We start from the raw sequence: 26717 nt of genomic DNA, 5'->3' as shown, positions 1-26717 counted from the left end.
GGTAGCGCCACCCGTCATGTTGCACTGCACCAAAGAGTAGTCTTCCGGGGGCCGGGTTGCAATACGACCCTGGGCGAATCCGGCAGACGATCAGTCGTCCCGCTGGGTGCGAGAGCGCGCGCTGGCCGTGGACTTGCGCCCGCCCCGGGAAGCAGCAGCCGGCTTCGCCGCGCCGGCCTCGCCGTCGCCCTGCTCCCCCTTTCCGCCCTGCTGGGCCGATCCGGTACCGGCCTGGCGCAGCATGTCGAGCATCATCTGCTGGTAGGTGCCGAAGCTCGCCAGCCCCTGGGAGAGCCCCTGGGAGAGCCCCTGCGGCAACCCTGGCTGCTGGAGGAAGGGTTGCATCAGGCTCATGGGATCGTAGCCCTCCACCCCGGATTCCATCTGCTTCTGGATGCGGCTCAGCAGGTCCTTCTGGAAGGCCTCGACGTCCGGCAGGCCCAGCGCCTGGCGGAACTCCTCGGGGGTCAGGTCGAACTCGACATTGATCTTCATGGCGGCACTCTTGGTCGTCGTGATTCCAGTGTAGCAGCCATCACCGGGGCCGCGGCTCAACGCAGCCGCGGCGTCTCGACCCGGACCTCGGCGTTCTGGCCGCGGTGACGCAGCAGGTGGTCCATCAGGGTCAGCGCCATCATCGCCTCGGCGATGGGCGTGGCACGAATCCCCACACAGGGGTCATGGCGCCCCCGGGTGACTACCTCGACGGCATTGCCGTGGACGTCGATGCTGCGCCCCGGGGTGGTGATGCTCGAGGTGGGCTTGAGCGCCAGGTGGGCGACGATCGCCTGGCCGCTGGAGATGCCCCCCAGCACGCCGCCGGCGTGGTTGGAGAGAAAGCCCTCGGGAGTCATCTCGTCGCGGTGCTCGCTGCCGCGCTGGGCCACCGCGGCGAAGCCGTCGCCGATCTCCACGCCCTTGACCGCGTTGATGCTCATCAGCCCATGGGCCAGCTCGGCGTCCAGGCGATCGAAGACCGGCTCGCCGAGCCCCGGCGGCACGCCCTCGGCCACCACGGTGATCCTGGCCCCCACCGAGTCCTGGTCGCGGCGCAGCCGGTCCATGTAGGCCTCGAGCTCGGGCACCCGCTCCGGGTCGGGGCAGAAGAAGGGGTTGTCGTCGACCGCCGCCCAGTCCCTGAAGTCGATGGCGATGGGGCCGAGCTGGCTCATGTAGCCGCGCACCTCGATGCCATGGGTCGCCAGGTACTTCTTGGCGATGGCACCGGCCGCCACCCGCATGGCGGTCTCCCGGGCGCTGGAGCGGCCACCCCCGCGGTAGTCGCGGATGCCGTACTTGTGATGGTAACTGTAGTCGGCGTGGGCCGGACGGAACTGGTCCTTGATCTTCGAGTAGTCCTTGGAGCGCTGGTCGGTGTTCTCGATCACCAGGCCGATGGGGGTGCCGGTGGTCACGCCCTCGAAGACGCCGGAGAGGATCCGCACCTGGTCGGGCTCACGGCGTTGGGTGGTATGGCGCGAGGTGCCCGGGCGGCGGCGGTCCAGGTCACGCTGCAGGTCCTCTTCGGTGAGCGGCAGCCCCGGCGGGCAGCCGTCGACGATGGCCCCCAGCGCCGGGCCGTGGCTCTCGCCGAAGGTGGTGAGGGTGAACAGCTTGCCGAAGGTATTGCCGGACATGGGAGCTCCTCCTGGTATCAGAAGATCGGGGACGGCCGATCAGGCGAAGGACGCCCCATGGGCGTCGAGTTCCGCGGCGGTCAGGGCGAACACGCCCTGGCCACCACGCTCGAATTCCAGCCACAGGAAGGGCACCTCGGGGAAGGCGGCCTCCAGGTGGCGATCGGAGTTGCCCACCTCGACGATCAGCACGCCGTCGTCGGCGAGATGCTCCCGGGCCTGGCGCAGGAGACGCCGCACGATGTCCAGCCCGTCCTTGCCCGCCCCGAGGGCCAGCGCCGGTTCGTGACGGTACTCGGCGGGCATGGTGACCAGGTCGCGGGCGTCCACATAGGGCGGGTTGGAGACGATCAGGTCGTAGCGCCGGCCGACGAGGCCGTCGAAGAGGTCGGACTCGACCGCCCTCACCCGCGCGCCGACGTCGTGGCGGGTGATATTGATCCGCGCCACCTCCAGCGCCTCGGGACTGATGTCGGCCAGGTCGACCTCGCAGGCGGGCAGGTGCAACGCCGTGGCGACGCCGATGCAGCCCGACCCGGTGCAGAGGTCGAGCACCCGCGCCGGTGGCTCTTCCGGGAACCAGGCGGCGAAGCCGTGCTCGATCAGTTCGGCGATGGGCGACCGCGGGATCAGCACCCGCTCGTCGACGCTGAACGGAAAGCCGGCGAAGAAGGCCTCGCCCAGCAGGTAGGGCAGCGGGCGACGCGTCTCGACGCGGGCCCGCACCAGCGCCACGATGCGCGCACGCTCCATGGGCAGCAGCCGGGCATCGAGCACCCCGGGATCGATGTTCCAGGGCAGGTGCAGGGCACCCAGGGTCAGCGCCACCGCCTCGTCCCAGGCGGAATCGGTGCCATGCCCATAGAAGAGCCCCGCCAGATGGAACTCGCTGGCGGCCCAGCGCAGGCAGTCACGCAGGGTGACGAAGCCATCGCGAAGCTCGCTGTCGGCGAGCTGGAGCGTGGAGGTGGAGGCGTCGTTGAAAGCGGCCACGTGGCATCCTGTGGTTGACGGTTGCGGACGGCTAGAGGGCCCGATTGTACCCGGCCGGGCGGTTCACAGCCACGCTCGACTCGCTATACTGGCGCTCCCTGATCCAGTCGAGTGCCCCATGAGTCGACACCGCCACCATCCGGACGACGACGACATCGACGCCTTTCGCCAGGCCCTGCGCGAAGCCGGCGTGCGTCCGCTCGAGACCAATCGCGCCGATCCGGGCCGTCGCCGCCACTCCGATGCTTCCGCCGCCGCGCGCCGGGCCGCGGCCAGCGCCGCGAGCGATGAGCACGCCACGGGCCGGACGTCCGACGGCCGGGTGGAGCCGGTGAGTCCCTCGGAGCCGCTCGACTTCGCCCTGCCCGACCTGCCCTGGCGCACCCGCAGCCAGCTCAAGCGAGGCAGGATCGCCTGGGAAGTCGGACTCGACCTGCACGGCTACACCCTGGAGGAGGCACGCCGCGAACTGGAAGCCTTCCTGCGCGACGCCGCCGCCGAGGGTCGGCGCTGCGTGCTGGTGGTGCACGGCAAGGCGTGGGGCACCACCGGCGACTACCCGGTGATCAAGAGCCACGTGAACGCCTGGCTCAGGGAATGGCCCGCCGTGCTCGCCTTCTGCTCGGCCACCGAGAGCGAGGGTGGCACCGGGGCGGTCTACGTGCTGCTGCGACGGCGCGGCCGGGACGGCTGAGCCCCATGCCCTCAGGAGCCATCCGGCGCCTGCTCGACGGGCAATTTCGGCGACGCCCCCACCTGTGCCTGGCTACTGCCCCAGGCTCGGTGCCTGCGGCCCTCGTAGCTATCGATCGCCTCCATGGCCAGCCGCTGCCCCAGGCGGATCAGCGCCTCGGCGCGATGGAACTCATAGGCGCCGCATACCGTCTTGGGCACCTCGATCAGCACATCGGGGGGATAGCCGGCCACCTTGTACTTGGCCAGCGCCGCCTGGGTGATATCGAACGAGGCCAGGATCATGTCCAACCGGCCCCAGGCTCGGCGGCCGACGGCCTGGTCGTCCTCCTCCTCGGCCGCGCTGCCGGGGCTCAGCCCGTCGAGCAGCCGGCGGGTGACTTCGCGCACATCGTCCATCCAGCCGCTGAACTGCTGGCTCGCGGGCTCGCGCTGGGGGTCACCAGGCGGCTCGTCGTCGAGCCGTTCATCGTCTGCCAGCAACTCGTCCAGCGTCACCGGCCGCGGGCTATGGGCGGTGGTGTTCACCGCCAGCACCAGGTCGGCATGGGCCGAGACGAGGGGAATGATCGGCAATGGATTGAGCAGGCCGCCGTCCACCAGCACCTGGGCGCCACGGTGCACCGGCGTGATCACCCCCGGCACGGCGATGGAGGCGCGAATCGCCTCCAGCAGCGACCCGCTCTGGAACCAGACCTCGCGCTGGCGTACCAGGTCGGTGGCCACGGTGGTCAGCGGGATCGGCAGTTCCTCGATGCGGGTGGCGCCGATCAGCGACTCGAGCTTGCTCATGACCTTGCTGGCGCGCATGGCGCCCATGGGGCTCCAGGTGACGTCGACCAGCCGGAGGACGTCGAAATAATCGAGCCGGCAGACCCAGTCGCGGTAGGCCGGCAACTCCCCCGCCGCGTAGATGCCCCCCACCAGGGCCCCCATGGAACAGCCGGAGATCGCCACGATCTCGTAGCCACGGGCCTCGAGCACTTCGATGACGCCGATATGGGCATAGCCACGCGCACCGCCGCTCCCCAGCACCAGCGCCACCCGCTTGCCCTCGTCCCGCTGGTCCACTCGCCGCCCACTCATCGGACTACCCTCCCTGCGGGTCATCCCGTCTCACCCCGTACCAGTCGACGATGGCCCGGGCCACGCCCTCCGCGGCCGCCGGCTCCAGGTGCAGGTGGTGGCCGCCCGGCAGCACCCGGCGTTCGAGCAACGCCACCGCGGCTCGCGCCTTCGACGCCAGCGCGCGACTGCCGAGGATCCCGGCCTCGCCCTCCACCAGCAGCACCGGACACTCGATGGCGGCCAGCGTGGCGAGCGCCTGAGCGGGGCTGAGCCTCACCGGCGAGGGTCGCAACAGCCGGCCATCGGTACGCAACTGCAGGCGGCCATCCGCCGAGGGTTCGAGATTGCGCGCTACCAGGGGTTCGGCCGTCTCGGCGTCGATGGGGGTGGCCCCCCCGGCCACCCGGGCCGCCACCGCCGTCCTGATATCAGGATAGCGCGGCGCCGGCGATACGGGGCGGCGATGGCCCAGCAGCCCCTTGCGCAGCTGTCGCGGTGCCTCGGCGGCGTCGGTGGTCACCGCGCCGAGCCCGTCGAGCAGCACCAGGCGGCGGACGCGCTCCGGCAGGGCCGCCGCGGTCAGGCAGGCAACGCCGGCGCCCAGCGAGTGAGCCAGCAGGGTCGCCTGCTCGAGCCCCAGGTCGTCACAGGCATCGAGCAGGTCATGGCAGTAGTCCCAGAGGGCGTAGTCGCCATTCCCCGGCAGGTGGTGCGATAGCCCGTGCCCGGAGAAGTCGATGGCCACGATGCGAATGCCGAGCCGCTCGACCAGGCGTGGCGCCAGCCGCGAGAAGCTCGCCGCATTGTCGAGCCAGCCGTGCAGTGCCAGCCAGGTCGGGGTGCCGTCATCGCCCCAGCTCAGGGCGGCCAGCCGCCCTTCGGCGAGGCGCAGGGGTCGGACATCGTGCATGGTCAGTCGTCCAGAAGAGTGTGGAGGGTTACCAGCAGCGCCTGGCGGGTCTCATCGGGATGCTCCATGGGAAACATATGGGTCCCCGGCACCAGGGACAGCGGCACGCCGCGGCGAACCAGGCGCCGACGACGGCGTGGCGTGATCAGGTCGGAGTCGGCGCCGGCCAGCAGGCCCACCGGCACCGACAGCCGCCGCGGCAGGCTGTCCAGGTGATCGGGCAGGTGGCGGAAGATCTCCACCTCGATCTCCGGGTCATAGACCAGTGCCGCCCGGCCATCGTCCAGCAGCCGGGTCCCCCCCTCGATGTAGTCGCGCAGCGCCTGCTCGGTGAAGCGGCGGAACAGCCCGCGGCGGCGCAGGTACTTGCCCATGGACTCGCGATCGGGCCACACCGCGCGACGACCCAGCGACTTGCCGGCCGGGGTGATCCGGTCGACGAAACCGAAGCGCTTGGCCGCCTTCATTGCCCAGGCGTCGAAGCCGAGCATCAGCGGCGGGTCGAGCATCACCACACAGCGAAAGCGCTCGGGGGCCGTTTCGGCGGCCATCGCCATCAGCACGCCGCCCATGGAGTGCCCCACCCCGATCACCGGCCCCTCGAGGGTGGCCAGGTGCTCGAGCAACTCGTCACGCAGCGCCAGCCAGTTGTGTCCGACCGGGAAGTCCGGGTGATGGCCGAGGCGATCCAACGGGTGCAGCTCGAAGCGCTCGGCCAGCGGCGCCAGGAAGCTGCGATAACAGAGGCCCGGAAAGCCGTTGGCATGGGCGAAGACCAGGGTATCGCGATCGGGGGAATGCATGGGCATGGGGCGTGTCCTGACTAGCGGTAGCAGACTAACGGGATTACCATCGAAACGACAGGATAGCGCAGAAAGCAAACACTTGTTTCAGCCTCAACCCCTGACGCATCGCCTGGAGAGACCGTGACCAAGCCCCGCGACACTCGCCTTCGCAACCGCCTGTTCTTCGCCACCGTGTTCGCCGCCCTCGCCGTCGGCCTGTGGCTGGCGCGCTGACGGGACGGCGCCATGGTGGCACAGTTCCGCTCGATCTGACATCGCCATGAAAAAGGCGGCCCGCAGGCCGCCAAGGGTTCCAACTGCTTGCGAATTTCTGGGGATCACTCGCGCTTGCCGTCCACCAGTCGGCTCACCTTGAGCGGATTGTCGTCCTGAAGCGCCTCGGGCAGCAGGCCCGCGGGCAGGTTCTGGTAGCACACCGGGCGCAGGAAGCGCTGGATGGCGGCGCTGCCCACCGAGGTGCTGCGCGCGTCCGAGGTCGCCGGGAAGGGCCCGCCATGGACCATGGCATGGCACACCTCGACGCCGGTGGGCCAGCCGTTGGCCAGCACCCGGCCGGCCTTGCGCTCGAGCACCGGCAGCAACGCTCGGGCGGCGTCGAGATCGCCATCGTCGAGCTGCAGGGTGGCGGTGAGCTGGCCCTCGAGGTGGTGGGCAACGCGGTGCATCTCGTCGAGGTCGGCGCATTCGACCACCAGGGCACTGGCGCCGAACACCTCGGCCTGCAGCGCCTCATCCCGCAGGAAGTCGGCACCGCGGGTGGCGAACAGCGCGGTCTGGCACTGGTGGGGCCCCTCTCCCACCGGGCCGCGGGCGATCTCGCGGGCCTCGCCGGCCAGCGCCCCGACGCCGTCGGCGTAGGCGGCGTGGATGCCCGGAGTGAGCATGGTCTGGGCGGCGCTGCCCTTGACCGCCTCGCCGGCGGCGGCGACGAAAGCGTCCAGCGCTTCACCCTTGACGCCGATCACCAGGCCCGGGTTAGTGCAGAACTGCCCGGCGCCCATGTTGAGCGAGCCGACGAAGCCCTCGGCGAGTTCGGTGGCGCGCGCCTCGAGCGCCTCGGGCAGCAGGAAGACCGGGTTGATCGAGCTCATCTCGGCGTAGACCGGGATCGGCTGGGGACGATTCTGGGCCGTCTGCTGCAGCGCCAGGCCACCGGCCCGCGAGCCGGTGAAGCCCACCGCCTGGATGCGCGGATCGGCGACCAGCGCCTGGCCCACCTCGCGGCCGGCGCCGAACAGCAGCGAGAAGACCCCCTCGGGCAGGCCACAGCCGGCCACGGCCTTCTGCACGGCGCGGCCCACCAGTTCGGAGGTGCCGGGGTGGGCGGAGTGGGCCTTGACCACCACCGGGCAGCCGGCGGCCAGGCTTGATGCGGTATCGCCGCCGGCGACGCTGAAGGCCAGCGGGAAGTTCGAGGCGCCGAACACGGCGACAGGGCCCAGGGCCACGTGGCGCTGGCGCAGGTCGACCCGTGGCATCGGTTGGCGCTCGGGCAACGCCGGGTCGATGCGCACGTCGAGCCACTCGCCGGCGCGCACGACCGCGGCGAACAGGCGCAGCTGTCCGCAGGTGCGGCCGCGCTCGCCCTCCAGGCGCGCCCGGGGCAGGCCGGTCTCGGCCATGGCGCGCTCGATCAGGGGTTCGCCGAGCGCCTCGATCTCGGCGGCGATGGCCTCGAGGAAGGCCGCACGCGCCTCCAGCGAGGTCTCGCGGTAGGCTTCGAAGGCCGCCCCGGCGAGCTCACAGGCCCGGGCCACGGCGTCACGGTCCAGGCCCGGGTAGTCCGGGGCCAGGGCCTCGCCGGTGGACGGGTCAATGGCGCGGATGATGGCCTGGTCGCCGGTGACGGCCTGCTGGCCGATCAGGGAAGTGCCTTGTAGGGTCATGCTGTCTCCCTTGGTTTGCGGGGTTCAGTTTTCCTGATACTGCGCATACATGTTCCGGGCCCGATTGAGGTGCTGGAACATGGTCTCTCTGGCCGCCTCGCCGTCGCGGGCCAGGATCGCCTCGAGGATATAGGCGTGCTCCTCCTGGACGCGCGCGAGATAGCGCTCCGCGGCGGCCGGGTTGATATCGATGCTGAGCAGCTTGGCCCGGGGGATGCCGCTGGGGCTGAGCTGCTCGTAGAACTGGTGGAAGAAGGGATTGTGGGTCGCCCTGGCGATGGTCAGATGAAACTCGTAGTCCTCGACCCTGGCCTGGGACTTCTCGGCACACGCCTTGATAAAGGCCGCATGCTTCTCCTCCAGGCGCCGGCGATCCTCGTCACCGTGCCGCAGGGCGGCCAGCTCGGCCGCCGCCGGCTCCAGGGTCAGACGCAGCTCCAGCACATGCAGGATGTCCTCCACCGTGGTCGGGTTGATGCGCTCCGCGGGGCGTGCCTCGATGGTGGTCGAACGCAGCACGGTGGTCCCCACTCCGCGCCGGGTCTCCACCAGGCCGAGCGACTTGAGGTGAGTGATCGCCTCTCGGATCACCGTGCGGCTGACCCCGAAGGACTCGCACAGGCTGTTTTCCGTGGGTAGTTTCTCTCCCACGGCGATCTTCCCCCGGGTGATCAGCGCCTCCAGCTGGTCGGCCACATGGGCAGAGAGGCTGCCCCGCTGCGCTACCTTGTGGATCTCGAAACGCACGGGTTCTGTCGTCACGTCACCCCCCTTGGTCATGATGCAACCCAACGCCATAAATGTATGATGTCATACTATTGTAGCAGCCATGGCCGTCATTCTGCCCGGGTGGGCCGCGATGTGGCCGGTCCTAGCCATCGTCCGGATGCCCCCGGGTGACGAACTTCCCCCCCTGGTAGATGACCGCCGGGTCATCGGGATCCAGGTCGCGGTCCTGGCTCTCTATCTCCTCTCGCCAGGCTTCGGAGCTGTCCCCGGGCACCCACCCCAGGAAGGCGGCCTGGTGATTGTCCCACCACTTCTCGCTGTTGTCCGATGCCCCGTATACCAGGGTATGTCCCAGCCTGGGCGTCACGAAGGCACGCCTGAGCAGGCCAACGAAGTCCTCGACGCTCAGCCAGGTGGCCATCATCCGGGTATCGGCGGGCTTGGGAAAGCAGGAACCGATGCGCACGCTGAGCGTCTCGACCCCGAACTTGTCGTGATACAGGCTGGCCAGATCCTCGCCGAAGCATTTCGAGACGCCGTAGAGCGAGTCGGGACGATGGGGCACCCCGGCATCGAGCCGGGCGGTGCGCGGGTAGTAGCCGATGGCGTGGTTGGAGCTGGCGAAGACGATCCGCGGCTTGCCATGGTGCCGCGCCGCCTCGTAGAGGTTGTAGGTACCGATGATGTTTGACTGGAGGATGAGACGCCAGGGCCTCTCGACGGAGACACCCCCGAGATGGACGATACCCTCGCAATCGGCCACCAGGGCCTGCACGGCCTCGGCATCGGCCAGGTCACAGCGGACCAGTTCCTCGTGGGTCGCGGCCTCGCCCAGGTCGGCCAGGTCCGACAGCCTCACCTCGTGAGCCAGGCGCTGCAGATGCGGACGAATGGCGCTGCCCAGTCCGCCGGCGGCGCCCGTCACCAGGATTCGATTCAACATGTGATGCACTCCTCGCTACTTGCCTTGCATGGGCCATGGATAGCCCTCGATTCGGTCATGATGCCGTCGGGAACCCGTACAGGGTTGCCGGGTTGTCCACCAGGATCCGTCGCTGCGTCTCGGGGCTCGCCCAGTCGAGCAGCACGTCGAGCTGTTCGGCATCGTCGGGATACTGCTCGCGAGGCACCCCGACATGGGGCCAGTTGCTGCCCCAGAGGATCCGCTCGGGGGCATGGGCGATGACACGCCGGGCAATGGCCCCCACATCGTTCCACGCCGGCCCGCCGGTCACGCTGGCCTCATAGGCCGCGCAGAGCTTGAACCAGGCATTGCCGCGATCCAGCAGCCGCAGGATCGCGTCGACACGGCGGTCGTCTGCCGACACCGGCGGCATGAACTTGCCGACATGATCGATGATGTAGTCGGTCTCGACCCGGCGCAGCCCCTCGAGGTAGTCGTCGAGATGCCGACCGTTGAACTGCACCATCAGGTGCCAGCCGAAAGGGCGAATCAGGCGTTCCACCTCGGGCATCTCCCGATGCGTCACGGCGCCCTTCGGCAGATTCATGATGCGTGCCCCGCGCACCCCCTTGTCATGCCACTCACGCAGATGCTCGACGGGGGTATCGGCCGCCACGGCCGCTACCCCCCGCGCCGTCTCGGTACCCAGTTGCGCCAGGGATTCGAGCAGCGCCCGGTTATCCCGCTGGTAGGCATTCGGCTGGGTCACCACGACGCGCTCCAGCCCCAGGCGCGCCTGCACACGACGGTAATCCTCCACCGTGGCCAGCTCGGCGATCGCTGGCCCGCCGGGCTGGGCCTCATGCCCGGGCAGATACAGGTGGATATGGCAATCGGTGGCCCCCGGCGGTGTCTCGAGTCGTGACGCCGGGCCGTCCAGCGGCCGGGTATTGGCAGGTATCGCTGTCACGGCGTCATGCCTCCTCGAGCGCATAGCGTTGCAGGGCCTCTCGGTCGATCTCGATGCCGAGCCCCGGCCCGTCGGGAATCGCCACGACGCCACCGACATGCTCGATCGGCGTGCGCACCACCGCCTGGCGGAAGGGGTTCTCGGTGCGGTCGAACTCGAGGATCGGTTCGATGGGATCTCGACGCGGCGGATTGGGCGGCAGCGCCGCCATGAACTGCAGGCTGGCGGCGATGCAGACGGCCGTGCCCCACACATGCGGCACCAGGCGCACGCCGTGCAGGGCCGCCATGTCGGCCACCCGGCGGATCTCGGTGAAGCCACCGACGCCACAGATGTCCGGCTGCAGGATGTCCACCGCCCGGGTCGCCAGCGGCTCCTGCATGGCATAACGCCCGTGCCATGTCTCCCCGCCGGCCACCGGGATGGGCTGGTCGGCGCGCACCGCGCGATAGGCCGAGACATTCTCGGGCAGCACCGGCTCCTCGAACCAGTCGACGCCGAATTGCGCCGCACGCCGGCCCACCTCCACCGCCTCCAGAGTGTCGTAGCCGTGGTTGGCATCGATCATCAGGCGCAGGTCGGGGCCGATCGACTCGCGCACCGCCTCGATGACGCGCAGGTCCTCCGCGACATCGAAGCCGATCTTGATCTTGACGGCATGGAAGCCCTCGCGGCGATACCTCGCCACTTCCCGGGCGATGTCCTCGACCCGGTCGACGCCTTCCCGGCGGAAGGAACCGGTGGCGTAGGCCCGCACGCTCTCCCGGAAGCGCCCCCCCAGCAGGGTCGAGACCGGCACCCCGAAATGCTTGCCCTTGATGTCCCACAGGGCGATGTCGATGCCACTCAGGGCGGTCACGGTCAGGCCTCGCTGCCCCTGGTCCCGCAGGCGGTTGTAGAGCGCCAGCCAGAGCTTCTCGGTCTCCAGGGGATCCTGCCCCACCAGCGCCGCCGCATAGGCCTCGACGACGGCGGCATTGGGCCTGGCGGGGCCCAGGCATTCGCCCCAGCCGGTGGTGCCGTCGTCGCAGACGATCTCCACCAGGCAGTGCTGGCGCCGGGAGAAGTGCATCGAGGCACTCTCGAAGGCGGTATCCAGGGGGTGGTCGAGGATATGGGTGTGTACCTCAGCAATCTTCATCGCATTTCGGTCCTGTTGGCAGCCGTCATTATCGGAAGAGGTTGGGTAGCGTCATCGACACGGCGGGCACATAGGTCACCAGCATCAGCGCCACGAAGAGGGCAAGATAGAAGGGCCAGATGGTGCGTACCGCCTGTTCGATCTTGATCTTCCCCACCACGCAGCCGACGAACAGGCAGGCGCCCACGGGCGGCGTACAGAGTCCCAGCCCCAGGTTCATCATCATGATGATGCCGAAGTGGACCGGATCCATGCCGAACTGCATCGCCACCGGCAGGAAGATGGGCGTGCAGATCAGGATGAGCGCGGCCATGTCCATGATCATGCCGAGCCCCAGCAGCAGCAGGTTGAGCAGCAGGAAGATGACGATGGGGTTGTCGGACAGCGCCAGGAGCATCTCCGTGAGCATCGCCGGCACGTTGTAGAGCGCCAGCAGATACGAGAAGGCCGAGGCGCAGCCCACCAGGATCATCACCATCGCCGTCGTCTTCACCGACTGGAGCACGGCCGCCTTGAAGGACGCCCAGCGCAGCTCACGATAGACCAGGGCCGTGACGACGATGGCATAGATGGCCCCGAAGGCCCCGGACTCGGTGACGGTGAGGATCCCGGACAGCACGCCGCCGACGATGATCACCGCCGTGAACAGGCCGGGCAGCGCGGCGGCCAGGCTGATCACCAGCACGCCCCAGCCCGGGAAGGGCTCGCCCTGATAGCCGCGGCGCACGGCCACCACGTAGGCCGCCACGGCCAGCGTCAGGCACATCAGGATGCCCGGCACGATCCCCGCCATGAACAGCTGGGTGACCGAGATCCCGCCTCCGGCGGCGACCGCATAGAGGATCATGTTGTGGCTGGGCGGGATGACCACGCCGGCCACGGAGGAGGTCACGGTGACATTCACCGCATAGTCGGCATCGTAGCCCTTCTCCTTCATGACCGGCACGAGAATCGAGCCGAGCGCCGAGGTATCGGCGACCGCCGAGCCAGAGATGCCACCGAAGAGCATCGAGGAGGTGACATTGACGATGCCCAGGCCACCTCGCAGCCTGCCCACCGCCGCCGAGGCCAAGCGCACCAGACGGGTGGAGATCCCGCCATGCAGCATCAGTTCGCCGGCGAAGATGAAGAAGGGAATCGCCAGCAGGGAGAACACCGAGATCCCGGACAGCATGCGCTGAAAGGCGACGAACAGCGGCAGGCCCTCGTAGAGAAAGGTGACTACCGCGGCCAGGCCGACGGCGAAGGCCACCGGCGCCCCGGCCAGCAGGCCGAGGAAGAATAGCCCGAATAGAATGACGAGGCCCATGCTCAGGCGTCCTCTTGATGATGGAGATCCAGGATCCTCGCCAGGATGTTGGCGAAGGCGAACAGGGCGATCAGGACACCACAGATCACGAGCGGTACGGCGCGCCAGCTTTCCGTCAATCCGATCATGGGAATGGCGCGCTGCAGGTTCGACATCACCAGCCCCCAGCCCTCATGGGCCATGAAGCCACCGAAGATGAGCACGAAGAGATCGGCCACGTAGCGCGCCGTCGTCTTCAAGGGCCCGGGCAGACTCTCGCGGATGAAGTCGATGCTGAGATGGGCATTCCCCCTCACGCCGGCCGCCGCCCCCAGGCAGGTGATGTAGACCACGATCAACAGCGAGGACTGCTCGACCCAGGTGGGGGTGTCGTTCAATACATAGCGACCGAATACCAGCCACCCGAAACTGGCGATCAGGAAGACGAGCAGGACTCCGGCGACCAGCAGACAGAGACTGGCGATGCCATCCAGCAATCGACTCAGCATCCTGTGCAGTCGGGGCGAGATCACGGTAGCCTCGGATGAATCCAGTTGAGCTCTCACGGCGCACTCCTCCTTGCCCTCCGGTGACCCGAGTCACCGGAGGGTGTCCGACCTCGGCGGTCAGTTCGAGTTACGGATAGCGTCGACGAGCTCTTCCAGGTCGGGATTGCGTTCGACGAACCCGGCATAAACCGGGGCCATCAACTCCTGGAAGGCGGCCTTGTCCTCGACCTCATTGATCTCCACGCCGGCTTCCAGCACGATCTCACGGCTCTTCCGGGAGCCTTCCACCCAGAGGTCGCGCTGCATCTGTGATGCCCGGATCGCCTCTTCGCGCACGATCTCCTGATCCTCGGGAGATAGCGCTTCCCAGCTGGCCCTGGCGATGCAGAGACACTCCGGAATGATGAGATGCTCGGTCAGGGAGTAGTACTCGGCGGCCTCGTAATGATTGCTGGACTCGAAGGAGGGATAGTTGTTCTCGGCCCCATCGAGGACCCCCGTGCGGAGCGACTGATAGACCTCCCCGTAGGCCATCGGCGTGGCATTGCCGCCCAGGGCCTCGATCATGTCGACGTAGAGGTCGTTGTTCATGACCCGGACCTTCAACCCCTGAACGTCTGCAGGCGTTTGAATGGGGCGCTTGGTGTTGTAGAGGCTGCGAGCGCCGGAGTCGAACCAGGAGAGGGCAATCAGATCCTTCTCGGCCAGCGCATCGGCAAACCGCTGACCGATCTCGCCGTCCATGACGTCATGCATGTGCTCGATACTGCTGAAGATGAACGGCAGGGAGAGCACATTGGTCTCGTTGACGATCGGGCCCATGGGGCCCATGTTGAAGTTGGCGAAATCGAGGGCCCCGTTTCGCGTCTGCTCGATGGCATCGGGCTGATCCCCCAGCACGGCATTGTTATAGACCTGCGGCTTCACACGCCCTTCGGTCCTGTCGGCGACCCCCTCGGCAAAGGCCTCCAGCGCCACGGTATTGGGATAGCCGGGAGGATGGATGTTCCAGCCCCGCCAGTTGTTCGCCTGGGCGGGCAGCGACATGACGACCAGCGCAGCGGATACGGTCACGGTACAGGCCGTCTTCTTCAGGAACATTGTTGTTTTCATGATAGTTTCCTTTTCGGGTTGGTGAGGCTGACTCATTGTTGCTTGGCGATACCCACCAGCGTCTCGAGCCGCTGGCGCTCCTCGGAAGTGGGCATGGTCAGGGGCGCGCGAACGCTGCCCGCCGGACGGCCGATGATCTCGGCCCCCGCCTTGATCAGGCTGACGGCATAGCCCGCCTTCCGGTCCCTGAGATCCACGAAGGGAATGAAGAAGTCGTGGGTGATCTGCTTGACGACCTCGCGGTTGCCCTTGCGCAGTTCCTGGTAGAACTTGACGGCCATGTCGGGAACGAAGTTGAACACCGCCGAGGAGTAAGTGTTGACCCCGATGGAGAGATAGGCCTCGGCGAAGATCTCCGCGGTGGGCACGCCACCGACATAGACCAGGCGATCGCCGACCGTCTTGACGATCTTGTTCAGCGCCTGGATGTCGCCCTTGCCATCCTTCAGCCCGATCAGGTTCGGGCACTGGTCCGCCAGCTCCTGGACCGACCCGGCATCGAGGATTCCGTTGGCGCGGTTGTAGTAGATAACGCCGAGCGCGGTCGAATCACAGATCTGCCGGGCATACTCGACCAGGCCGTCCTGGGGGCACTCGGTCAGGTAGGGCGGCATCAGCAGGATGCCATCGGCACCCGCCTCCTCCGCGGCACGAGCGAAGGCCTTGCCATCCTCTACGCTCAATCCGGCGCTGGCGATCACCGGTAGTCTGCCGTCCACCGTCTCCACGGCGATGCGCACGATCTCTCGGTACTCGTCGAGGGTCAGGCTGAAGAACTCGCCGGTCCCGCCGGCCACGAAGACGGCGGAGATCTCATGGCCGATGAACCACTCCAGCCGCCGGCGATAGCTCTCGGCGTCGAAACGCCCCTCGGTGTCGAAATCGGTGATGGGGAATGACAGCAGGCCATCACTCAGGGCGTTAACCACGGCTTCTCTGGAAAACTTCACTCTCTCATCCTCATGCCTTGTCGGGACGGTCCTTCTGGCAGTGCCAGGACGACCTTAAAGTCATACATCATACAACACACAAACTAGTCACCCACTGACTGGCGAGCAAGCAGGAATGCCGCACTTCAGACCAAAGTCGGACGGTTCCCTTCAGCCTCGCTCGAGGGACAGCTCGGCCAGGGACGGGCCCCCCGCCGGCCCTGCGACGAGTGCATCACGAACGCACCAGCGCCGGCCGCTTGGGATCGAATTCCCAGCCGGGAATGAGGTACTGCATGGCCATGGCGTCATTGCGCTGGGTCACGTCGAGGCTTTTATAGAGGCGATGGGCCTCCATCAGCTTCTCCTCGTCCAGCGCGACGCCCAGGCCCGGTGTCGTAGGTACCTTGAGCTTGCCGTCGCGAATCGGGAACGGGTTCTTGGTGATGCGCTGGCCGTCCTGCCAGATCCAGTGGGTGTCGATGGCGGTGATCTCGCCCGGGCAGGCCGCGGCCACGTGGGTCATCATCGCCAGCGAGATATCGAAGTGGTTGTTGCTGTGGGAGCCCCAGGTCATGCCCCACTCGTTGCACAGCTCGCCCACCATCACCGCACCCTGCATGGTCCAGAAGTGGCAGTCCGCCAGCGGAATGTCCACGGCATTGAGCTGCACGGCGTACTGCAGCTGCTTGAAGTCCGTGGCGATCATGTTGGTCGCGGTGGGCAGGCCGGTGCGCTTCTTGAACTCGGCCATGGTTTCGCGGCCCGAGTAGCTCTCCTCCTGGCCGCAGGGATCTTCGGCATAGCTGAGCAAGTGCTTGATCGGCTCCAGTACTCGCACCGCCTCGTCGAGTTTCCAGGCGCCGTTGGGGTCGAGCGTCAGGCGCGCCTGCGGGAAGGCATCGTGCAGCGCCCGGATGCAGTCCGCTTCCTCTTCGCCACGCAGCACGCCGCCCTTGAGCTTGAAGTCCCTGAAGCCATAGCGTTCATAGGCCGCCTTGGCCAGGTTGGCCACGGCCTCAGGGGTCAGCGCCTCCCGGTAGCGCACCTCGTCCCAGGCGTCCTGCGGATCGTCCGCCTGGTGATAGGGCAGATCGGTCTTGGCCGGATCACCGAGCAGGAACAGGTAACCCAGGGCCTCGACCTCGTCACGCTGGCGACCGTACTGGCCGAGCAGGTCGGCCACCGGCATCTGCAGGGCCTGGCCATAGAGGTCGTACAGCGCCGATTCGATGCCGGTGATGACGTGCACCGCCACACGCAGGTCGAAGGTCTGGCGGCCACGCTCCTCGCGGCCGTTCTGTGCCAGCAACAGACGGACTTGATTCAGCGTTTGCTTGATATCGTTGATCCGCGAGCCTTCCACCAGCGCGCGACACTGCTCCAGCCCCTTGAGGATACCGCCACTGGAGGGAATCTCCCCAACCCCCTGATTGCCGGCATCGTCTTCCAGAATGACCACGCAGCGAACGAACCAGGGCGCGTGGCCACCGCTGAGGTTGAGCAGGAAGCCATCGTAGCCGGCCACGGGAACCACACGCATGCTCTTGATCTTCGGAAACATCTGTCTCTTGCCTCTTGGATAATCGGGCCAATCGGGAGAGGTCATGGTTGGCCTCAGGTCACGGGTGCCGGATTGAACAGCACCAGATCGTTGTGAATGCCGAGCCGGTCGGCCGCAGCCTGCTGACGCCCGCTCGCCACGTCGAGGATCAGCTGGAACAGCTCCCAGCCCACCTCCTCGATGCTGGCGTCACCGGTGGCGATGCGCCCCGCATCCAGGTCGATGATGTCGTGCCAGCGCCGCCCCAGCTGCGAATTGGTGGAGACCTTGAGCACCGGCACCATCGACAGGCCATAGGGGGTGCCACGGCCGGTGGTGAACACCTGCAGATTCATGCCGGCCGCCAGTTGCAGGGTGCCGCAGATGAAATCACTCGCCGGCGTGGCGGCGAAGGTCAGTCCCTTGCGGCGCAGTCGTTCACCGGGGCCGATGACGTCCACGATGGGTGAGCTGCCGGACTTGACGACCGATCCCAGCGCCTTCTCGACGACGTTGGAGAGGCCCCCTTTCTTGTTGCCGGGGGAAGGGTTCGCGCTGCGATCGGCCTGCCCCTGAGAGAGATAGTCGTCGTACCACGCCATCTGTTCGATGAGCGCCCTCCCCACTTCCTCATCGATGGCACGAGGCGTCAGCAGGTGGATGGCATCGCGCACCTCGGTGACCTCGGAGAACATCACGCTGCCACCGGCGCGTACGATCAGATCGGTGGCAAAGCCCACGGCAGGGTTAGCGGTGACCCCAGAGAAGGCGTCACTGCCGCCACACTGCATGCCCACCCTCAGCTCGGACGCCGGGCAGGTCTCGCGGCGTCGGCGATTCAGGCGCTCGAGGTGGCGTTCGGCCATGGCCATGATGCCCTCGACCATCTCGCCGAAGCCCTGGAAGGAAGCGTCCTGCAGGCTCAGCACATTGGCCTCGGGGTCCGCCGCCTCGGTGTTCTCGTAGATCCTGACGGGGCGGTCGTCGAGCAGGGTAGAGGGTTGCAGCTTCTCGCAGCCCAGGCCGATGACCATCACCTCATTGCCGAAGTTGGGGTTCAAGGCGATGTTCTTGAGCGTACGAATCGGCACGATGGCGGCAGGCGCATTGATGGCGACCCCGCAACCATAGCTGTGGTTGAGCCCCACCACGTCGTCGACGTTGGGATAACGAGGCAGCAGCTCACGCTTGATACGCCCCACCACGTAATCCACCGTACCGGCTACGCACTGCACGCTGGTAGTGATGCCCAACACGTTCCTGGTGCCCACGCTGCCATCCGGATTGCGGAACCCCTCGAAGGTATAGCCCTCGAGCGGTTCGAGAACCGGGGCCGGCCGAGTGGCAAGCGGTAGGTCGCCCAGGGTCGGCGCCTGGGGCAGCCGCACCTTGGCTTCGTCGACGTGCTCGCCCCGGGCAATGGCAGCCACGGCAGTGCCGATGACCTCGCCGTAGCGGATGATGGGGTCATCGACGGCGATAGCCGTGAGGGCCAGCTTGTGCCCCTGGGGTATCCGGCCAGTCGCGACCAGGCCATCGCCCAGTGCCTGGCCCTCGGCGAGGCCCGCCGCACCGACCACGATAGCAACGTTGTCGTCGGGATGGACCTGGATGATCTTGCCTTCGAAAGGGCTCATTGGCTTCCTCTTCGTTATGCCTGCAGCGATGCTCAGCCGAGCAGTTCCTGGCGACGCTTGGCGCGACTCTTGAGGCTCATCATGAGTGAGAACATCACCGAGGCCAGGATCAGCAACCACAGCACCCCCGCGATGGGGCTCTTGGTAAAGAAAATCGACAGGGTTCCAGCCGACTCGAGGCTCTTGACGAAGTAGATTTCTGCCTGGCTTCCCAGGATGAAGCCGATGATCAGGGGTGCGACCTCCAGGCCCACCTTCTGGATCAGGTAGCCCAGGATGCCAAAGATCAGCAGCGTCCAGACATCGAACATGATGCCGTAGTTGATGGCGTAGGCACCCACCACGCACATCATCACGATGATCGGGAAGAGGATATGCTTAGGCACCAGCACCACCTTGGCGATGTACTTGATGGCATAGAACATCAGGAAGAACATCACGAAGTTGGCAAACACCAGCGCCGTCATCATGACGTACCAGGTCTCGGTGTTCTCGGGAATGAACAGCGGTCCAACCTGAATACCCTGGAGAGTGAAGGCACCGATCAGCACGGCGGTGGTGGAGTCGCCCGGGATTCCCAGGGAGAGCAGTGGAATCAGGGCACCGCCGGTCAGGGCATTGTTGGCCGACTCAGAGGCGATGAGGCCCTGGGGGGCACCCTTGCCCATCTGCGAGGAGTCCTTCGCCAGGTTCTTCTCCTGGGTATAGGCCAGTACGGAGGCGGCACTGCCTCCAACACCGGGCAGCATGCCAACGAAGGTACCGATAAAGGAAGATCGCACCAGGTTGGTCAGACGGCCCTTGAAAATCGACAGAGAAAAGTTCGCACTCACACCTTTGCCGATCCTGACGCGCTCGTTCGTCAAACCGCTCTTCACGCCCTTTTCCGCCTCGAGCAGGATGGTCGAGATACCGAAAATGCCGATCAAAACCGGGAGCAGCGAGAAGCCTTCGAACAGGAAGGGCTCCATGAAGTCGAACATCAATCGCGTCTTGCCGTTGCCGCCATCGGAGATACTGTAGTCGCCAATCAGGCTCAGCCAGATGCCTATCACTCCACTGAAGATGCCGATCAGCATGTTGCTGGACAGAGAGGCGATCACGGTCAAGGCCAGCAGAATGATCAGGAACTTCTCCACGTAGGAGAACTTGATCGAGAAGTCCGCCAACAGGGGAGCAAACAGGAAGAGCACGGCGGCACTGATCAAGCCCCCGACCAGCGAAGCGATGACGCAGACCCGCAGGGCCTTCTCCCCCTCTCCCTTCTGCGCCATGGGATAGCCATCGAAGGTGGTGGTGATGGAGGATGGCGTGCCGGGGATGTTGAGCAGGACTGCCGGTACCATACCGCCCGAGATACCGCCCACATAGAGGCCCAGCAGTAGAGCCAGACCATGGTTGAGCCCAAGGGCGTAGGTCAATGGCAGGCAGACCGCCACTGCCATGGTGGCGGTCATGCCCGGAATCGCGCCGAAGATGATGCCGATCAGGGCGCCAAAACCGGCGAGAAGAAAGAAGGTGATATCGAGAAGTGACAGGAATTCCATGGTGGCACTCACTTCGGTCACGGCAAGGTGATATTGAACAGCTTGGCCAGGATGAACCAGGCCAGGCTGGGTGCAGTAATGGCATTGATCAACACGATGACCACGGCCTTCTTCGTCCACTCATGCAGGTACATCATCGACATCAGAAAGACAAAGGGTATCGAGACGAACAGAAAGCCATAGCCCGTATACGGGAACATATCTCCCACCACGGCCATCAGGTAGAAATACACCACGAGCAGGGCGAGGGTACCGAAGAAACGCAGGCCATCCATGGGCTCGCCCACGATGGGTAAGGCACGCTCCCCCCGTTTGACGGCAGCCATGAAAGGGACCAATTTCGTCGCCAGGATGATGGCGAATAGCACCGCCATGATCCAGTGGATGATCGTCGGGAAGAATAGGTGGGAGGTCCCGAAATCAATCGAAATACTTAACAGATTAGACAGACTTGATTCCATGGCGACTCCGAAATAAGAAAAGGATGCCTTGCCCATCGTTTCCCAAGCAGCGGATCATTACCGGCGAATACACCGGCGGCATTGAGCCACCGGTGTCCGAATTGCCTATTTGATGCTTTCGATGATCTCTTCATAGCGAGACATCTTTTCGTAGAGGTATTCCGAGGCTTCCCCGGACGGCTTGAAGTTGGGAATGAAGAAGGCGTTCTTCTGGACCTCCTGGATCTCGCCCTCGGCATAGATCTCCGCCAGTGCCTCGTCGATCTGCGCGACAATGCCGGGGTCCATATCCTTGTTGTAGAGGAAGAAGAACTCCTTATCGAAGGTAAAGGTCTCGTCGTCCCCCATGGTGACGTGCACATTGGGCTCGACGTACTCCAACAGCTGCTCGCGGCTGGTCTGGCCCAGGCCCTCTTCCGGAGCCTGCTCGATGGTATCCTGGCGCGCGGTCAACCAGACGAAGCGCATGGCCTTCTGGTCGTCCTCGGGTAGCCGGGTGAACTGCTCGTTGGCCTGCACGGTGCCATTGATCACGTCGGCCTGGCCATCGAAGAGCTGCTGGTTCTTGTCCGCCTGGGATCCGGTATTGACGGCAACCAGATTGTCTTCCATGCCCGGGTGCTCGATGGCAATGGCGTTCTTCAGGGCACTGAAGCCGATCTCGGAGACGCCGCCCGGCTGGATCGCCACCCGCACGGTCTCACCGTTGCCTGCCGCCGCGATGATGTCGTCGAGGGTCTCGTACGGCGAGTTCTTGGGCACCAGATAGGCATTGCCAGGATTGATGGCCACTGTCGGCCCGACGGTATACTCCTCGAAGATGTCGCTATAGCCCTGAACACCATACAGGTGGCCCAGATAGGACTGGTCATGGAAGATCATCAGGGTGTTGCCGCGGGAGTCTCGATCCAGGGTACGGAAGGCGGAACTCGCACCGACGGCATCGACCTTCATGTTGAGGTCGAGGTGCTCGGCCAGCTTGTCCACCACGATGCTGGAGTTCTGGTAAGTGTCACCGCCGGTGGACGTGGAGCCGATGACGACCCGGATGTTGCCACGCAGCTGACCATCCTGCGCCTGGGCAATGCCAGCGCCGAAGGTCAGCGATGCCATCATGGCCACCGACCCCAGACCTATGAATGTCTTCTTGGATATCGTCATACATCACCTCATCAGCGTCATTGTGGGTTTATCGTTGCCTGGCGATACCTACCAACTTTTCGAGTTGCTGGCGCTCCTCGGAAGTGGGCATGGTCAGGGGCGCACGTACGTTGCCCGCCGGGCGGCAGATGACCTCGGCGTCGAATCGCCCCGGCCATCACATGGAATCTCGACAGCCTTTATTTGTCATACATCATACAACTAACAACCTAGTCATCTCCGAGACCCCGGGCAAGGGGCGAATCATCAATTACGACCAAAGTTGCACGACAGGCCGCCAGTGCGGAGACGCTTCGCCGGCTAAGGGGTATCATGGCGCCTGCTCACCTCGACATGGAGCCCCCCATGAGCCTCGGCGCCCTGCTGCTCGCCAGCCTGAATGTCACCCTGCCGGTCTTCGTCATGGTGTTCATCGGCTACCTGCTCAGGCGCCTGGCCTGGATCGATTACGCCTTCGTGACGACCGCCTCGCAACTGGTGTTCCGGGGCACCATGCCGGTGCTGATCTTCCTCAGCATCATCCGCGCCGATCTGGATGCCACCCTCAACCCGGCCCTGCTGGCCTTCTTCGCCCTGGCCACCCTGTGCAGCTTCCTGGCGAGCTGGGGCTGGGCCGTCCTGAGAGTGCCCTACGCCGATCGGGGCAGTTGCATCCAGGGCGCCTTCCGCGGCAACTGCGGCATCGTCGGCCTGGCGCTGGCGGCCGGCATGTATGGCGAGGCGGGGCTCTCGACAGGAGGATTGCTGCTGGGGGTGGTGATCCTCACCTACAACGCCTTCTCGGTGGTGGCGCTGGCCAGCCATCAGCCGGGACGCAGCGCGAACTGGCGCAGCATCTTTACGCATATCGTGCGCAACCCGCTGATCCTGGCGGTGGTGGCGGCCGTGCCGGTCGCCGCCCTGGAGGTGGAGCTGCCGATCTGGCTGGTGACGTCCGCCGGCTACTTCGCCTCCCTCACGCTGCCGCTGGCGCTGATCTGCGTGGGCGCCACCCTGTCGCTGCGCTCGGTGAAGGTGTCGGGAGGGCTGGCCTTCGAGACCAGCCTGATGAAGATGGTCGCCCTGCCGGCGCTGGCCACTGGCGCGGCCTGGCTGGTCGGCTTCGAGGGGCGCGAACTCGGGGTGCTCTTCCTGTTCTTCGCCAGCCCCACGGCGGCGGCCGCCTTCGTGATGGCCAAGGCCATGGGCGGCAATGCGACCCTCACCGCCAACATCATTGCCCTGAGCACCCTGATGGCCAGCGTGACCATCACCCTGGGGGCCTTCGGCCTGAAGGCCGCCGGGTTGATCTAGGCGAGGTCGGCCGGCGCGGTGAAGCGCTCGAGCCTGGCGCAACCCGCCGCCCAGACCTCGGCCGTGAGCTCGGCCAGGCCAGCGGTGGGAAAGCCGCGCCCTCGATCGGCCCGCCCTTCCACCAGCAGCCCCGTGAGGGCGCCCACCAACGGCATATGACCGACCAGCAGCATCGGGCCGTCACCCTCGTGTTCGAGCAGCCAGTCGACCACCGCCGCAGGAGAGTCGTCGGGGGTGAGGATCGGCAGGATCTCGACCTCGCACCCCAGCGATGCGGCGACCCGCTCCGCGGTCTGCCGGGCCCGCGCATAGGGGCTCGCCAGCAGGCGCAGGCGTGCGACCGCAAGATCCCCGCGGCCGGCCAACCAGTCCCCCATGCGGGCGGCCTCGCACCGCCCCCGCTCGGTGAGGACGCGCTCCGGATCCGGATGGCCCGGTGCCGCCTCGCCGTGGCGCATGATCAGCAGTCGCTCAGCCATCCTGCCCCCCGGAGTCCCGATGGGCCTGTTGCACGTCCTCGCGGGAGAGGATGAACTCGACGTCGCTGCTCTGCTCGCCGAGCATCAGCATGCGGGCCATCTCGCGGGCCGGCACGCCCTCGAACAGCACCTGGTAGAGCCCCTCGGCGAGCGGCATGTAGACGCCATCCTGGCGGGCCTTGTCGCGTACCAGGCGCACGGTGTTGACCCCTTCCGCCACCTGACCCAGCGCCTCGACGGCCTCGTCCAGGGTCCTGCCCTCGCCCAGGGCCTGGCCCACCCGATAGTTGCGCGACAGGCTCGACGAACAGGTGACGATCAGGTCGCCGACCCCGGCGAGCCCGAGGAAGGTCATCGGGTTGGCGCCCTGATCCACGGCGAAACGGCTCATCTCGGCCAGCGCCCGGGTCATCAGCATGCTGCGGGTGTTCTCGCCCATGCCCAGCGCCGCCGCCATGCCGGCAGCGATGGCATAGATGTTCTTGAGCGCCCCGCCCAGCTCCACGCCGTAGCGGTCGTTGCTGGCGTAGACCCGGAAGTAGTCGCAACCCAGCGCCGTCTGCACCCAGGTGCGGGTATCCGGGTCATCGCTGGCGATCACCGTGGCGGTGAGCTGCTTCTGGGCGATCTCCGAGGCCAGGTTGGGCCCCGAGATCACCCCGATGTGCGGAAAGCCGGTTTCCTCCTCGAGGATCTGGCTCATCAGCTTGAACCCCTCCTCCTGGATCCCCTTGGTGGTGCTGACCAGGATCTGGGCGGCATGCAGCCAGGGCCGCGCCTGGCGCACCACTTCGCGGAAGGCCTTGGAGGGAATCGCCACCAGCACCAGTTGGGCACCCTCGAGCACCTCGGCCATCTCGGTGGAGGCCACTACGCCGGGATTCATGGCGTAATCGGGCAGGTAACGGCCGTTGCAGTGCTCACGATTGATCTGAGCCGCCAGCGCCGGGTCGCGCAGCCACTGCCGCACCCTGGCCCCGTTGTCGGCGGCGATGCTGGCCAGGGCGGTGCCGAAGCTGCCGCCGCCGAGCACCGCCACTTGCATGGGTTCGTCTGACATGGTCGCCCCTGAAGGTGGAGGTTGGAGGATGAATTGTAACGAAAAACGCCCCGTCGAGGGGCGTGTCGTGGTGAAGCCGTACCCGGGCCGGCGCTGCGGCCCGGGCGGAACGCCTCAGTCGATCAGGTGCAGCAGGGAGTCGACGCTCGCCCTGGCATCGCCATAGAACATCCGGGTGTTCTCCTTGAAGAACAGCGGATTCTCGATGCCGGAGTAGCCGGTGCCCTGACCGCGCTTGCTGACGAACACCTGCTTGGCCTCCCACACCTTCAACACCGGCATGCCGGCGATGGGGCTGCCAGGATCCTCTTCGGCGGCGGGATTGACGATATCGTTGGAGCCGATGACGATCACCACGTCGGTCTCGGGAAAGTCGTCGTTGATCTCGTCCATCTCCAGCACGATATCGTAGGGCACCCTGGCTTCGGCCAGCAGCACGTTCATGTGTCCGGGCAGGCGACCGGCCACCGGATGGATGCCGAAGCGCACCTCCTTGCCGGCACTACGCAGCTTGCGGACCAGCTCGCTCACCGCATTCTGCGCCTGGGCCACCGCCATGCCATAGCCCGGCACGATGATCACGCTGTCGGCATCGTTGAGCGCCGCGGCCACGCCACCGGCGTCGATCGCCACCTGCTCGCCCTCGATCTCGGCAGAGACCCCCTGAACGGCCCCGAAGCCCCCCAGGATGACGCTGACGAAGTTGCGGTTCATCGCCTTGCACATGATGTAGGAGAGAATCGCGCCCGAGGAGCCCACCAGGGCACCGGTGACGATCAGCAGGTCGTTGGACAGGGTGAAACCGATGGCCGCCGCCGCCCAGCCCGAATAGCTGTTGAGCATCGACACCACCACCGGCATGTCGGCCCCGCCGATGCCCATGATCAGGTGCCAGCCGATGAAGAACGACAGTGCCGCCAGCACCAGCAGGGTCCAGAAACCGGCCCCCGAGACATAGGCGATGGCCAGCACCAGACAGAGCACGGCCGCCCCGGCATTGAGCATGTGCCCGCCGGGCAGTTGGCGGGACTTCCCGTCGACCTTGCCGGCCAGCTTGCCGAAGGCGATCACCGAACCAGTGAAGGTCACCGCGCCGATGAAGATGGCGAACACCACCTCGAGCTGGAGGAACATCAGTTCATCGGGAGCCTTGGTGGCCACCAGGGCGGCAAAGGCCGAAAACTCCTGCTGTCCGGCCTCCAGCGCCTGGGCGGCCAGCACCCGCCGCCGCTCGAGGTCGGCGTTCCAGGCCACGAAGACCGCGGCCAGACCGACGAAGGAGTGCAGCGCCGCGACCAGCTGCGGCATCTCGGTCATGGCGACGCGCTTGGCCACGTGCCAGCCGGCCACCGCACCGATGATCATCATCGGGATCATCCACCAGTAGCCGCCGATCCCCGGCCCGAAGGCGGTGAAGAACACCGCCACGGCCATGCCGACGATGCCGTACCAGACCGCGCGCTTGGCCTTCTCCTGATTGCTCAACCCCCCCAGCGAGAGGATGAACAGTACACTCGCCGCGATCGACGCGGCAGAAACGAATCCTTGCCCCAACATATCTTGTCTCCGCCGCTCAGGATTTCTGGAACATGGCCAGCATCCGGCGTGTCACCAGGAAGCCACCCACGATATTGATGGTCGCGATCAGCACCGAGATCGCCGCCAGTACCCCCACGATCCAGCTACCCGAGCCGATCTGCAGGATGGCGCCGAGGATGATGATGCCCGAGATCGCGTTGGTCACCGCCATCAGCGGTGTGTGCAACGAGTGACTGACGCCCCAGATCACCTGGAAGCCGACGAAGCAGGCCAGCGCGAAGACGATGAAGTGCTGCAGGAAGGACGCCGGCGCCACCTGGCCCAGCACCAGCATCAGCGCTCCCCCCACGCCCAGCAGGGTCACCTGCCGCTTGGTCTGGGCCAGGAAGGCAGCGTGCTCGGCGGCCTTCTTCTCCTCCGG

26 protein-coding genes are annotated in these 26717 nt (G+C 66.2%); 2 read left to right on the top strand and 24 right to left on the bottom strand.

Annotation, left to right across the window (positions count from 1 at the left end; all coding sequences use genetic code 11):
* Window positions 1–90: 90 nt before the first annotated feature.
* From C1H66_RS02105 to prmB, 3 genes are read right to left on the bottom strand one after another with little or no spacing between them, the layout of a single operon-like run.
* The gene (locus tag C1H66_RS02105; protein WP_102626263.1) at window positions 91–495 is read right to left on the bottom strand and encodes a DUF6489 family protein; all 405 of its coding nucleotides are present in this window, start codon (window positions 493–495) and stop codon (window positions 91–93) included.
* A gap of 56 nt (window positions 496–551) precedes the next feature.
* Window positions 552–1637 carry a chorismate synthase gene (gene aroC / locus C1H66_RS02100; RefSeq protein WP_102626262.1) on the bottom strand — a complete coding sequence of 362 codons (1086 nt, stop codon included), beginning with the start codon at window positions 1635–1637 and terminating at the stop codon, window positions 552–554.
* 39 nt (window positions 1638–1676) lie between these two features.
* Window positions 1677–2630: a 50S ribosomal protein L3 N(5)-glutamine methyltransferase gene (gene prmB, locus C1H66_RS02095; protein ID WP_102626261.1), complete on the bottom strand. Its 954-nt coding sequence runs from the start codon at window positions 2628–2630 to the stop codon at window positions 1677–1679.
* A gap of 118 nt (window positions 2631–2748) precedes the next feature.
* Here prmB and C1H66_RS02090 point away from each other — a divergent pair, with 118 nt between their 5' ends.
* The gene (locus tag C1H66_RS02090; RefSeq protein WP_102626260.1) at window positions 2749–3324 is read left to right on the top strand and encodes a Smr/MutS family protein; all 576 of its coding nucleotides are present in this window, start codon (window positions 2749–2751) and stop codon (window positions 3322–3324) included.
* 11 nt (window positions 3325–3335) lie between these two features.
* On the opposite strand, the gene C1H66_RS02085 is transcribed toward C1H66_RS02090, so the two are convergent.
* From C1H66_RS02085 to C1H66_RS02005, 17 genes are all read right to left on the bottom strand, one after another.
* On the bottom strand, window positions 3336–4409 hold the full coding sequence (locus C1H66_RS02085) for a patatin-like phospholipase family protein (protein ID WP_102626259.1): 1074 nt from the start codon (window positions 4407–4409) through the stop codon (window positions 3336–3338).
* Between the two features lie 4 nt (window positions 4410–4413).
* Complete coding sequence (locus tag C1H66_RS02080; protein ID WP_102626258.1) at window positions 4414–5301, bottom strand: alpha/beta fold hydrolase; 888 nt, start codon at window positions 5299–5301, stop codon at window positions 4414–4416.
* Window positions 5302–5303: 2 nt separating this feature from the next.
* Window positions 5304–6110: an alpha/beta fold hydrolase gene (locus C1H66_RS02075; RefSeq protein ID WP_102626257.1), complete on the bottom strand. Its 807-nt coding sequence runs from the start codon at window positions 6108–6110 to the stop codon at window positions 5304–5306.
* A gap of 314 nt (window positions 6111–6424) precedes the next feature.
* A complete protein-coding gene (locus C1H66_RS02070; RefSeq protein WP_102626256.1) occupies window positions 6425–7993 on the bottom strand; it encodes an aldehyde dehydrogenase (NADP(+)) in 1569 nt (522 codons plus the stop codon).
* 24 nt (window positions 7994–8017) lie between these two features.
* Window positions 8018–8755, bottom strand: a complete 738-nt coding sequence (locus C1H66_RS02065) for a FadR/GntR family transcriptional regulator (RefSeq protein WP_240618188.1) — start codon at window positions 8753–8755, stop codon at window positions 8018–8020.
* 109 nt (window positions 8756–8864) lie between these two features.
* Window positions 8865–9665 carry an NAD-dependent epimerase/dehydratase family protein gene (locus C1H66_RS02060; protein ID WP_102626254.1) on the bottom strand — a complete coding sequence of 267 codons (801 nt, stop codon included), beginning with the start codon at window positions 9663–9665 and terminating at the stop codon, window positions 8865–8867.
* Between the two features lie 55 nt (window positions 9666–9720).
* The gene (locus C1H66_RS02055; protein ID WP_102626253.1) at window positions 9721–10596 is read right to left on the bottom strand and encodes an amidohydrolase family protein; all 876 of its coding nucleotides are present in this window, start codon (window positions 10594–10596) and stop codon (window positions 9721–9723) included.
* Window positions 10597–10600: 4 nt separating this feature from the next.
* Complete coding sequence (locus C1H66_RS02050; RefSeq protein ID WP_102626252.1) at window positions 10601–11737, bottom strand: mandelate racemase/muconate lactonizing enzyme family protein; 1137 nt, start codon at window positions 11735–11737, stop codon at window positions 10601–10603.
* Between the two features lie 28 nt (window positions 11738–11765).
* Complete coding sequence (locus C1H66_RS02045; RefSeq protein WP_102626251.1) at window positions 11766–13046, bottom strand: TRAP transporter large permease; 1281 nt, start codon at window positions 13044–13046, stop codon at window positions 11766–11768.
* A 2-nt stretch (window positions 13047–13048) separates the two neighbouring features.
* On the bottom strand, window positions 13049–13591 hold the full coding sequence (locus C1H66_RS02040) for a TRAP transporter small permease (protein WP_240618187.1): 543 nt from the start codon (window positions 13589–13591) through the stop codon (window positions 13049–13051).
* 60 nt (window positions 13592–13651) lie between these two features.
* Entirely contained in the window at window positions 13652–14647 is a 996-nt protein-coding gene (locus C1H66_RS02035; RefSeq protein WP_102626249.1) for a TRAP transporter substrate-binding protein, read from the bottom strand.
* A 32-nt stretch (window positions 14648–14679) separates the two neighbouring features.
* Window positions 14680–15597 (bottom strand): 5-dehydro-4-deoxyglucarate dehydratase, encoded by a 918-nt coding sequence (kdgD, locus tag C1H66_RS02030; protein ID WP_102626248.1) that lies wholly within the window; start codon window positions 15595–15597, stop codon window positions 14680–14682.
* A 214-nt stretch (window positions 15598–15811) separates the two neighbouring features.
* Entirely contained in the window at window positions 15812–17140 is a 1329-nt protein-coding gene (locus C1H66_RS02025; RefSeq protein WP_102626247.1) for an enolase C-terminal domain-like protein, read from the bottom strand.
* A 53-nt stretch (window positions 17141–17193) separates the two neighbouring features.
* The gene (garD, locus tag C1H66_RS02020; RefSeq protein ID WP_102626246.1) at window positions 17194–18756 is read right to left on the bottom strand and encodes a galactarate dehydratase; all 1563 of its coding nucleotides are present in this window, start codon (window positions 18754–18756) and stop codon (window positions 17194–17196) included.
* Between the two features lie 32 nt (window positions 18757–18788).
* The gene (locus tag C1H66_RS02015) at window positions 18789–20423 is read right to left on the bottom strand and encodes a tripartite tricarboxylate transporter permease (protein ID WP_240618185.1); all 1635 of its coding nucleotides are present in this window, start codon (window positions 20421–20423) and stop codon (window positions 18789–18791) included.
* A complete protein-coding gene (locus C1H66_RS02010) occupies window positions 20321–20764 on the bottom strand; it encodes a tripartite tricarboxylate transporter (RefSeq protein ID WP_102626244.1) in 444 nt (147 codons plus the stop codon). Before C1H66_RS02010 ends, C1H66_RS02015 begins: the two co-directional genes overlap by 103 nt.
* A 105-nt stretch (window positions 20765–20869) precedes the next feature.
* Window positions 20870–21880 (bottom strand): type 2 periplasmic-binding domain-containing protein, encoded by a 1011-nt coding sequence (locus C1H66_RS02005; RefSeq protein WP_240618184.1) that lies wholly within the window; start codon window positions 21878–21880, stop codon window positions 20870–20872.
* 390 nt (window positions 21881–22270) lie between these two features.
* On the opposite strand from C1H66_RS02005, the gene C1H66_RS01995 reads away from it, so the two are divergent.
* A complete protein-coding gene (locus tag C1H66_RS01995) occupies window positions 22271–23218 on the top strand; it encodes an AEC family transporter (RefSeq protein ID WP_102626242.1) in 948 nt (315 codons plus the stop codon).
* On the opposite strand, the gene sixA is transcribed toward C1H66_RS01995, so the two are convergent.
* From sixA to C1H66_RS01975, 4 genes are all read right to left on the bottom strand, one after another.
* Entirely contained in the window at window positions 23215–23697 is a 483-nt protein-coding gene (sixA, locus tag C1H66_RS01990; RefSeq protein WP_102626241.1) for a phosphohistidine phosphatase SixA, read from the bottom strand. The two genes, C1H66_RS01995 and sixA, sit on opposite strands and share 4 nt — an antisense overlap.
* Window positions 23690–24757: an NAD(P)H-dependent glycerol-3-phosphate dehydrogenase gene (locus C1H66_RS01985; protein ID WP_102626240.1), complete on the bottom strand. Its 1068-nt coding sequence runs from the start codon at window positions 24755–24757 to the stop codon at window positions 23690–23692. Before C1H66_RS01985 ends, sixA begins: the two co-directional genes overlap by 8 nt.
* A gap of 114 nt (window positions 24758–24871) precedes the next feature.
* Window positions 24872–26314, bottom strand: coding sequence for an NAD(P)(+) transhydrogenase (Re/Si-specific) subunit beta (locus tag C1H66_RS01980; RefSeq protein ID WP_102626239.1), 1443 nt, complete (start codon window positions 26312–26314; stop codon window positions 24872–24874).
* A gap of 16 nt (window positions 26315–26330) precedes the next feature.
* A partial coding sequence (locus C1H66_RS01975) for a proton-translocating transhydrogenase family protein (protein WP_181423403.1) occupies window positions 26331–26717 on the bottom strand: 387 nt, incomplete at its 5' end.

The organism is Halomonas heilongjiangensis, from assembly GCF_002879645.1.
Classification (GTDB): domain Bacteria; phylum Pseudomonadota; class Gammaproteobacteria; order Pseudomonadales; family Halomonadaceae; genus Halomonas; species Halomonas heilongjiangensis.
The sequence above is the reverse complement of the archived record's forward strand: the minus strand, read 5'-3'. Positions and strand labels throughout refer to the sequence as shown.

Coding starts and splice junctions, on each gene's coding strand:
- C1H66_RS02080 (WP_102626258.1), bottom strand. CDS start 5,301: ATGCACGATGTCCGACCCCTGCGCCTCGCCGAAGGGCGGCTGGCCGCC.
- C1H66_RS02075 (WP_102626257.1), bottom strand. CDS start 6,110: ATGCCCATGCATTCCCCCGATCGCGATACCCTGGTCTTCGCCCATGCC.
- C1H66_RS02035 (WP_102626249.1), bottom strand. CDS start 14,647: ATGAAAACAACAATGTTCCTGAAGAAGACGGCCTGTACCGTGACCGTA.
- C1H66_RS02045 (WP_102626251.1), bottom strand. CDS start 13,046: ATGGGCCTCGTCATTCTATTCGGGCTATTCTTCCTCGGCCTGCTGGCC.
- sixA (WP_102626241.1), bottom strand. CDS start 23,697: ATGGCTGAGCGACTGCTGATCATGCGCCACGGCGAGGCGGCACCGGGC.
- C1H66_RS01995 (WP_102626242.1), top strand. CDS start 22,271: ATGAGCCTCGGCGCCCTGCTGCTCGCCAGCCTGAATGTCACCCTGCCG.
- C1H66_RS02090 (WP_102626260.1), top strand. CDS start 2,749: ATGAGTCGACACCGCCACCATCCGGACGACGACGACATCGACGCCTTT.
- C1H66_RS02050 (WP_102626252.1), bottom strand. CDS start 11,737: ATGAAGATTGCTGAGGTACACACCCATATCCTCGACCACCCCCTGGAT.
- C1H66_RS02005 (WP_240618184.1), bottom strand. CDS start 21,880: ATGATGGCATCGCTGACCTTCGGCGCTGGCATTGCCCAGGCGCAGGAT.
- C1H66_RS02070 (WP_102626256.1), bottom strand. CDS start 7,993: ATGACCCTACAAGGCACTTCCCTGATCGGCCAGCAGGCCGTCACCGGC.
- C1H66_RS02060 (WP_102626254.1), bottom strand. CDS start 9,665: ATGTTGAATCGAATCCTGGTGACGGGCGCCGCCGGCGGACTGGGCAGC.
- C1H66_RS02010 (WP_102626244.1), bottom strand. CDS start 20,764: ATGGAATCAAGTCTGTCTAATCTGTTAAGTATTTCGATTGATTTCGGG.
- C1H66_RS01985 (WP_102626240.1), bottom strand. CDS start 24,757: ATGTCAGACGAACCCATGCAAGTGGCGGTGCTCGGCGGCGGCAGCTTC.
- C1H66_RS01980 (WP_102626239.1), bottom strand. CDS start 26,314: ATGTTGGGGCAAGGATTCGTTTCTGCCGCGTCGATCGCGGCGAGTGTA.
- C1H66_RS02085 (WP_102626259.1), bottom strand. CDS start 4,409: ATGAGTGGGCGGCGAGTGGACCAGCGGGACGAGGGCAAGCGGGTGGCG.
- garD (WP_102626246.1), bottom strand. CDS start 18,756: ATGAGCCCTTTCGAAGGCAAGATCATCCAGGTCCATCCCGACGACAAC.
- C1H66_RS02025 (WP_102626247.1), bottom strand. CDS start 17,140: ATGTTTCCGAAGATCAAGAGCATGCGTGTGGTTCCCGTGGCCGGCTAC.
- C1H66_RS02105 (WP_102626263.1), bottom strand. CDS start 495: ATGAAGATCAATGTCGAGTTCGACCTGACCCCCGAGGAGTTCCGCCAG.
- aroC (WP_102626262.1), bottom strand. CDS start 1,637: ATGTCCGGCAATACCTTCGGCAAGCTGTTCACCCTCACCACCTTCGGC.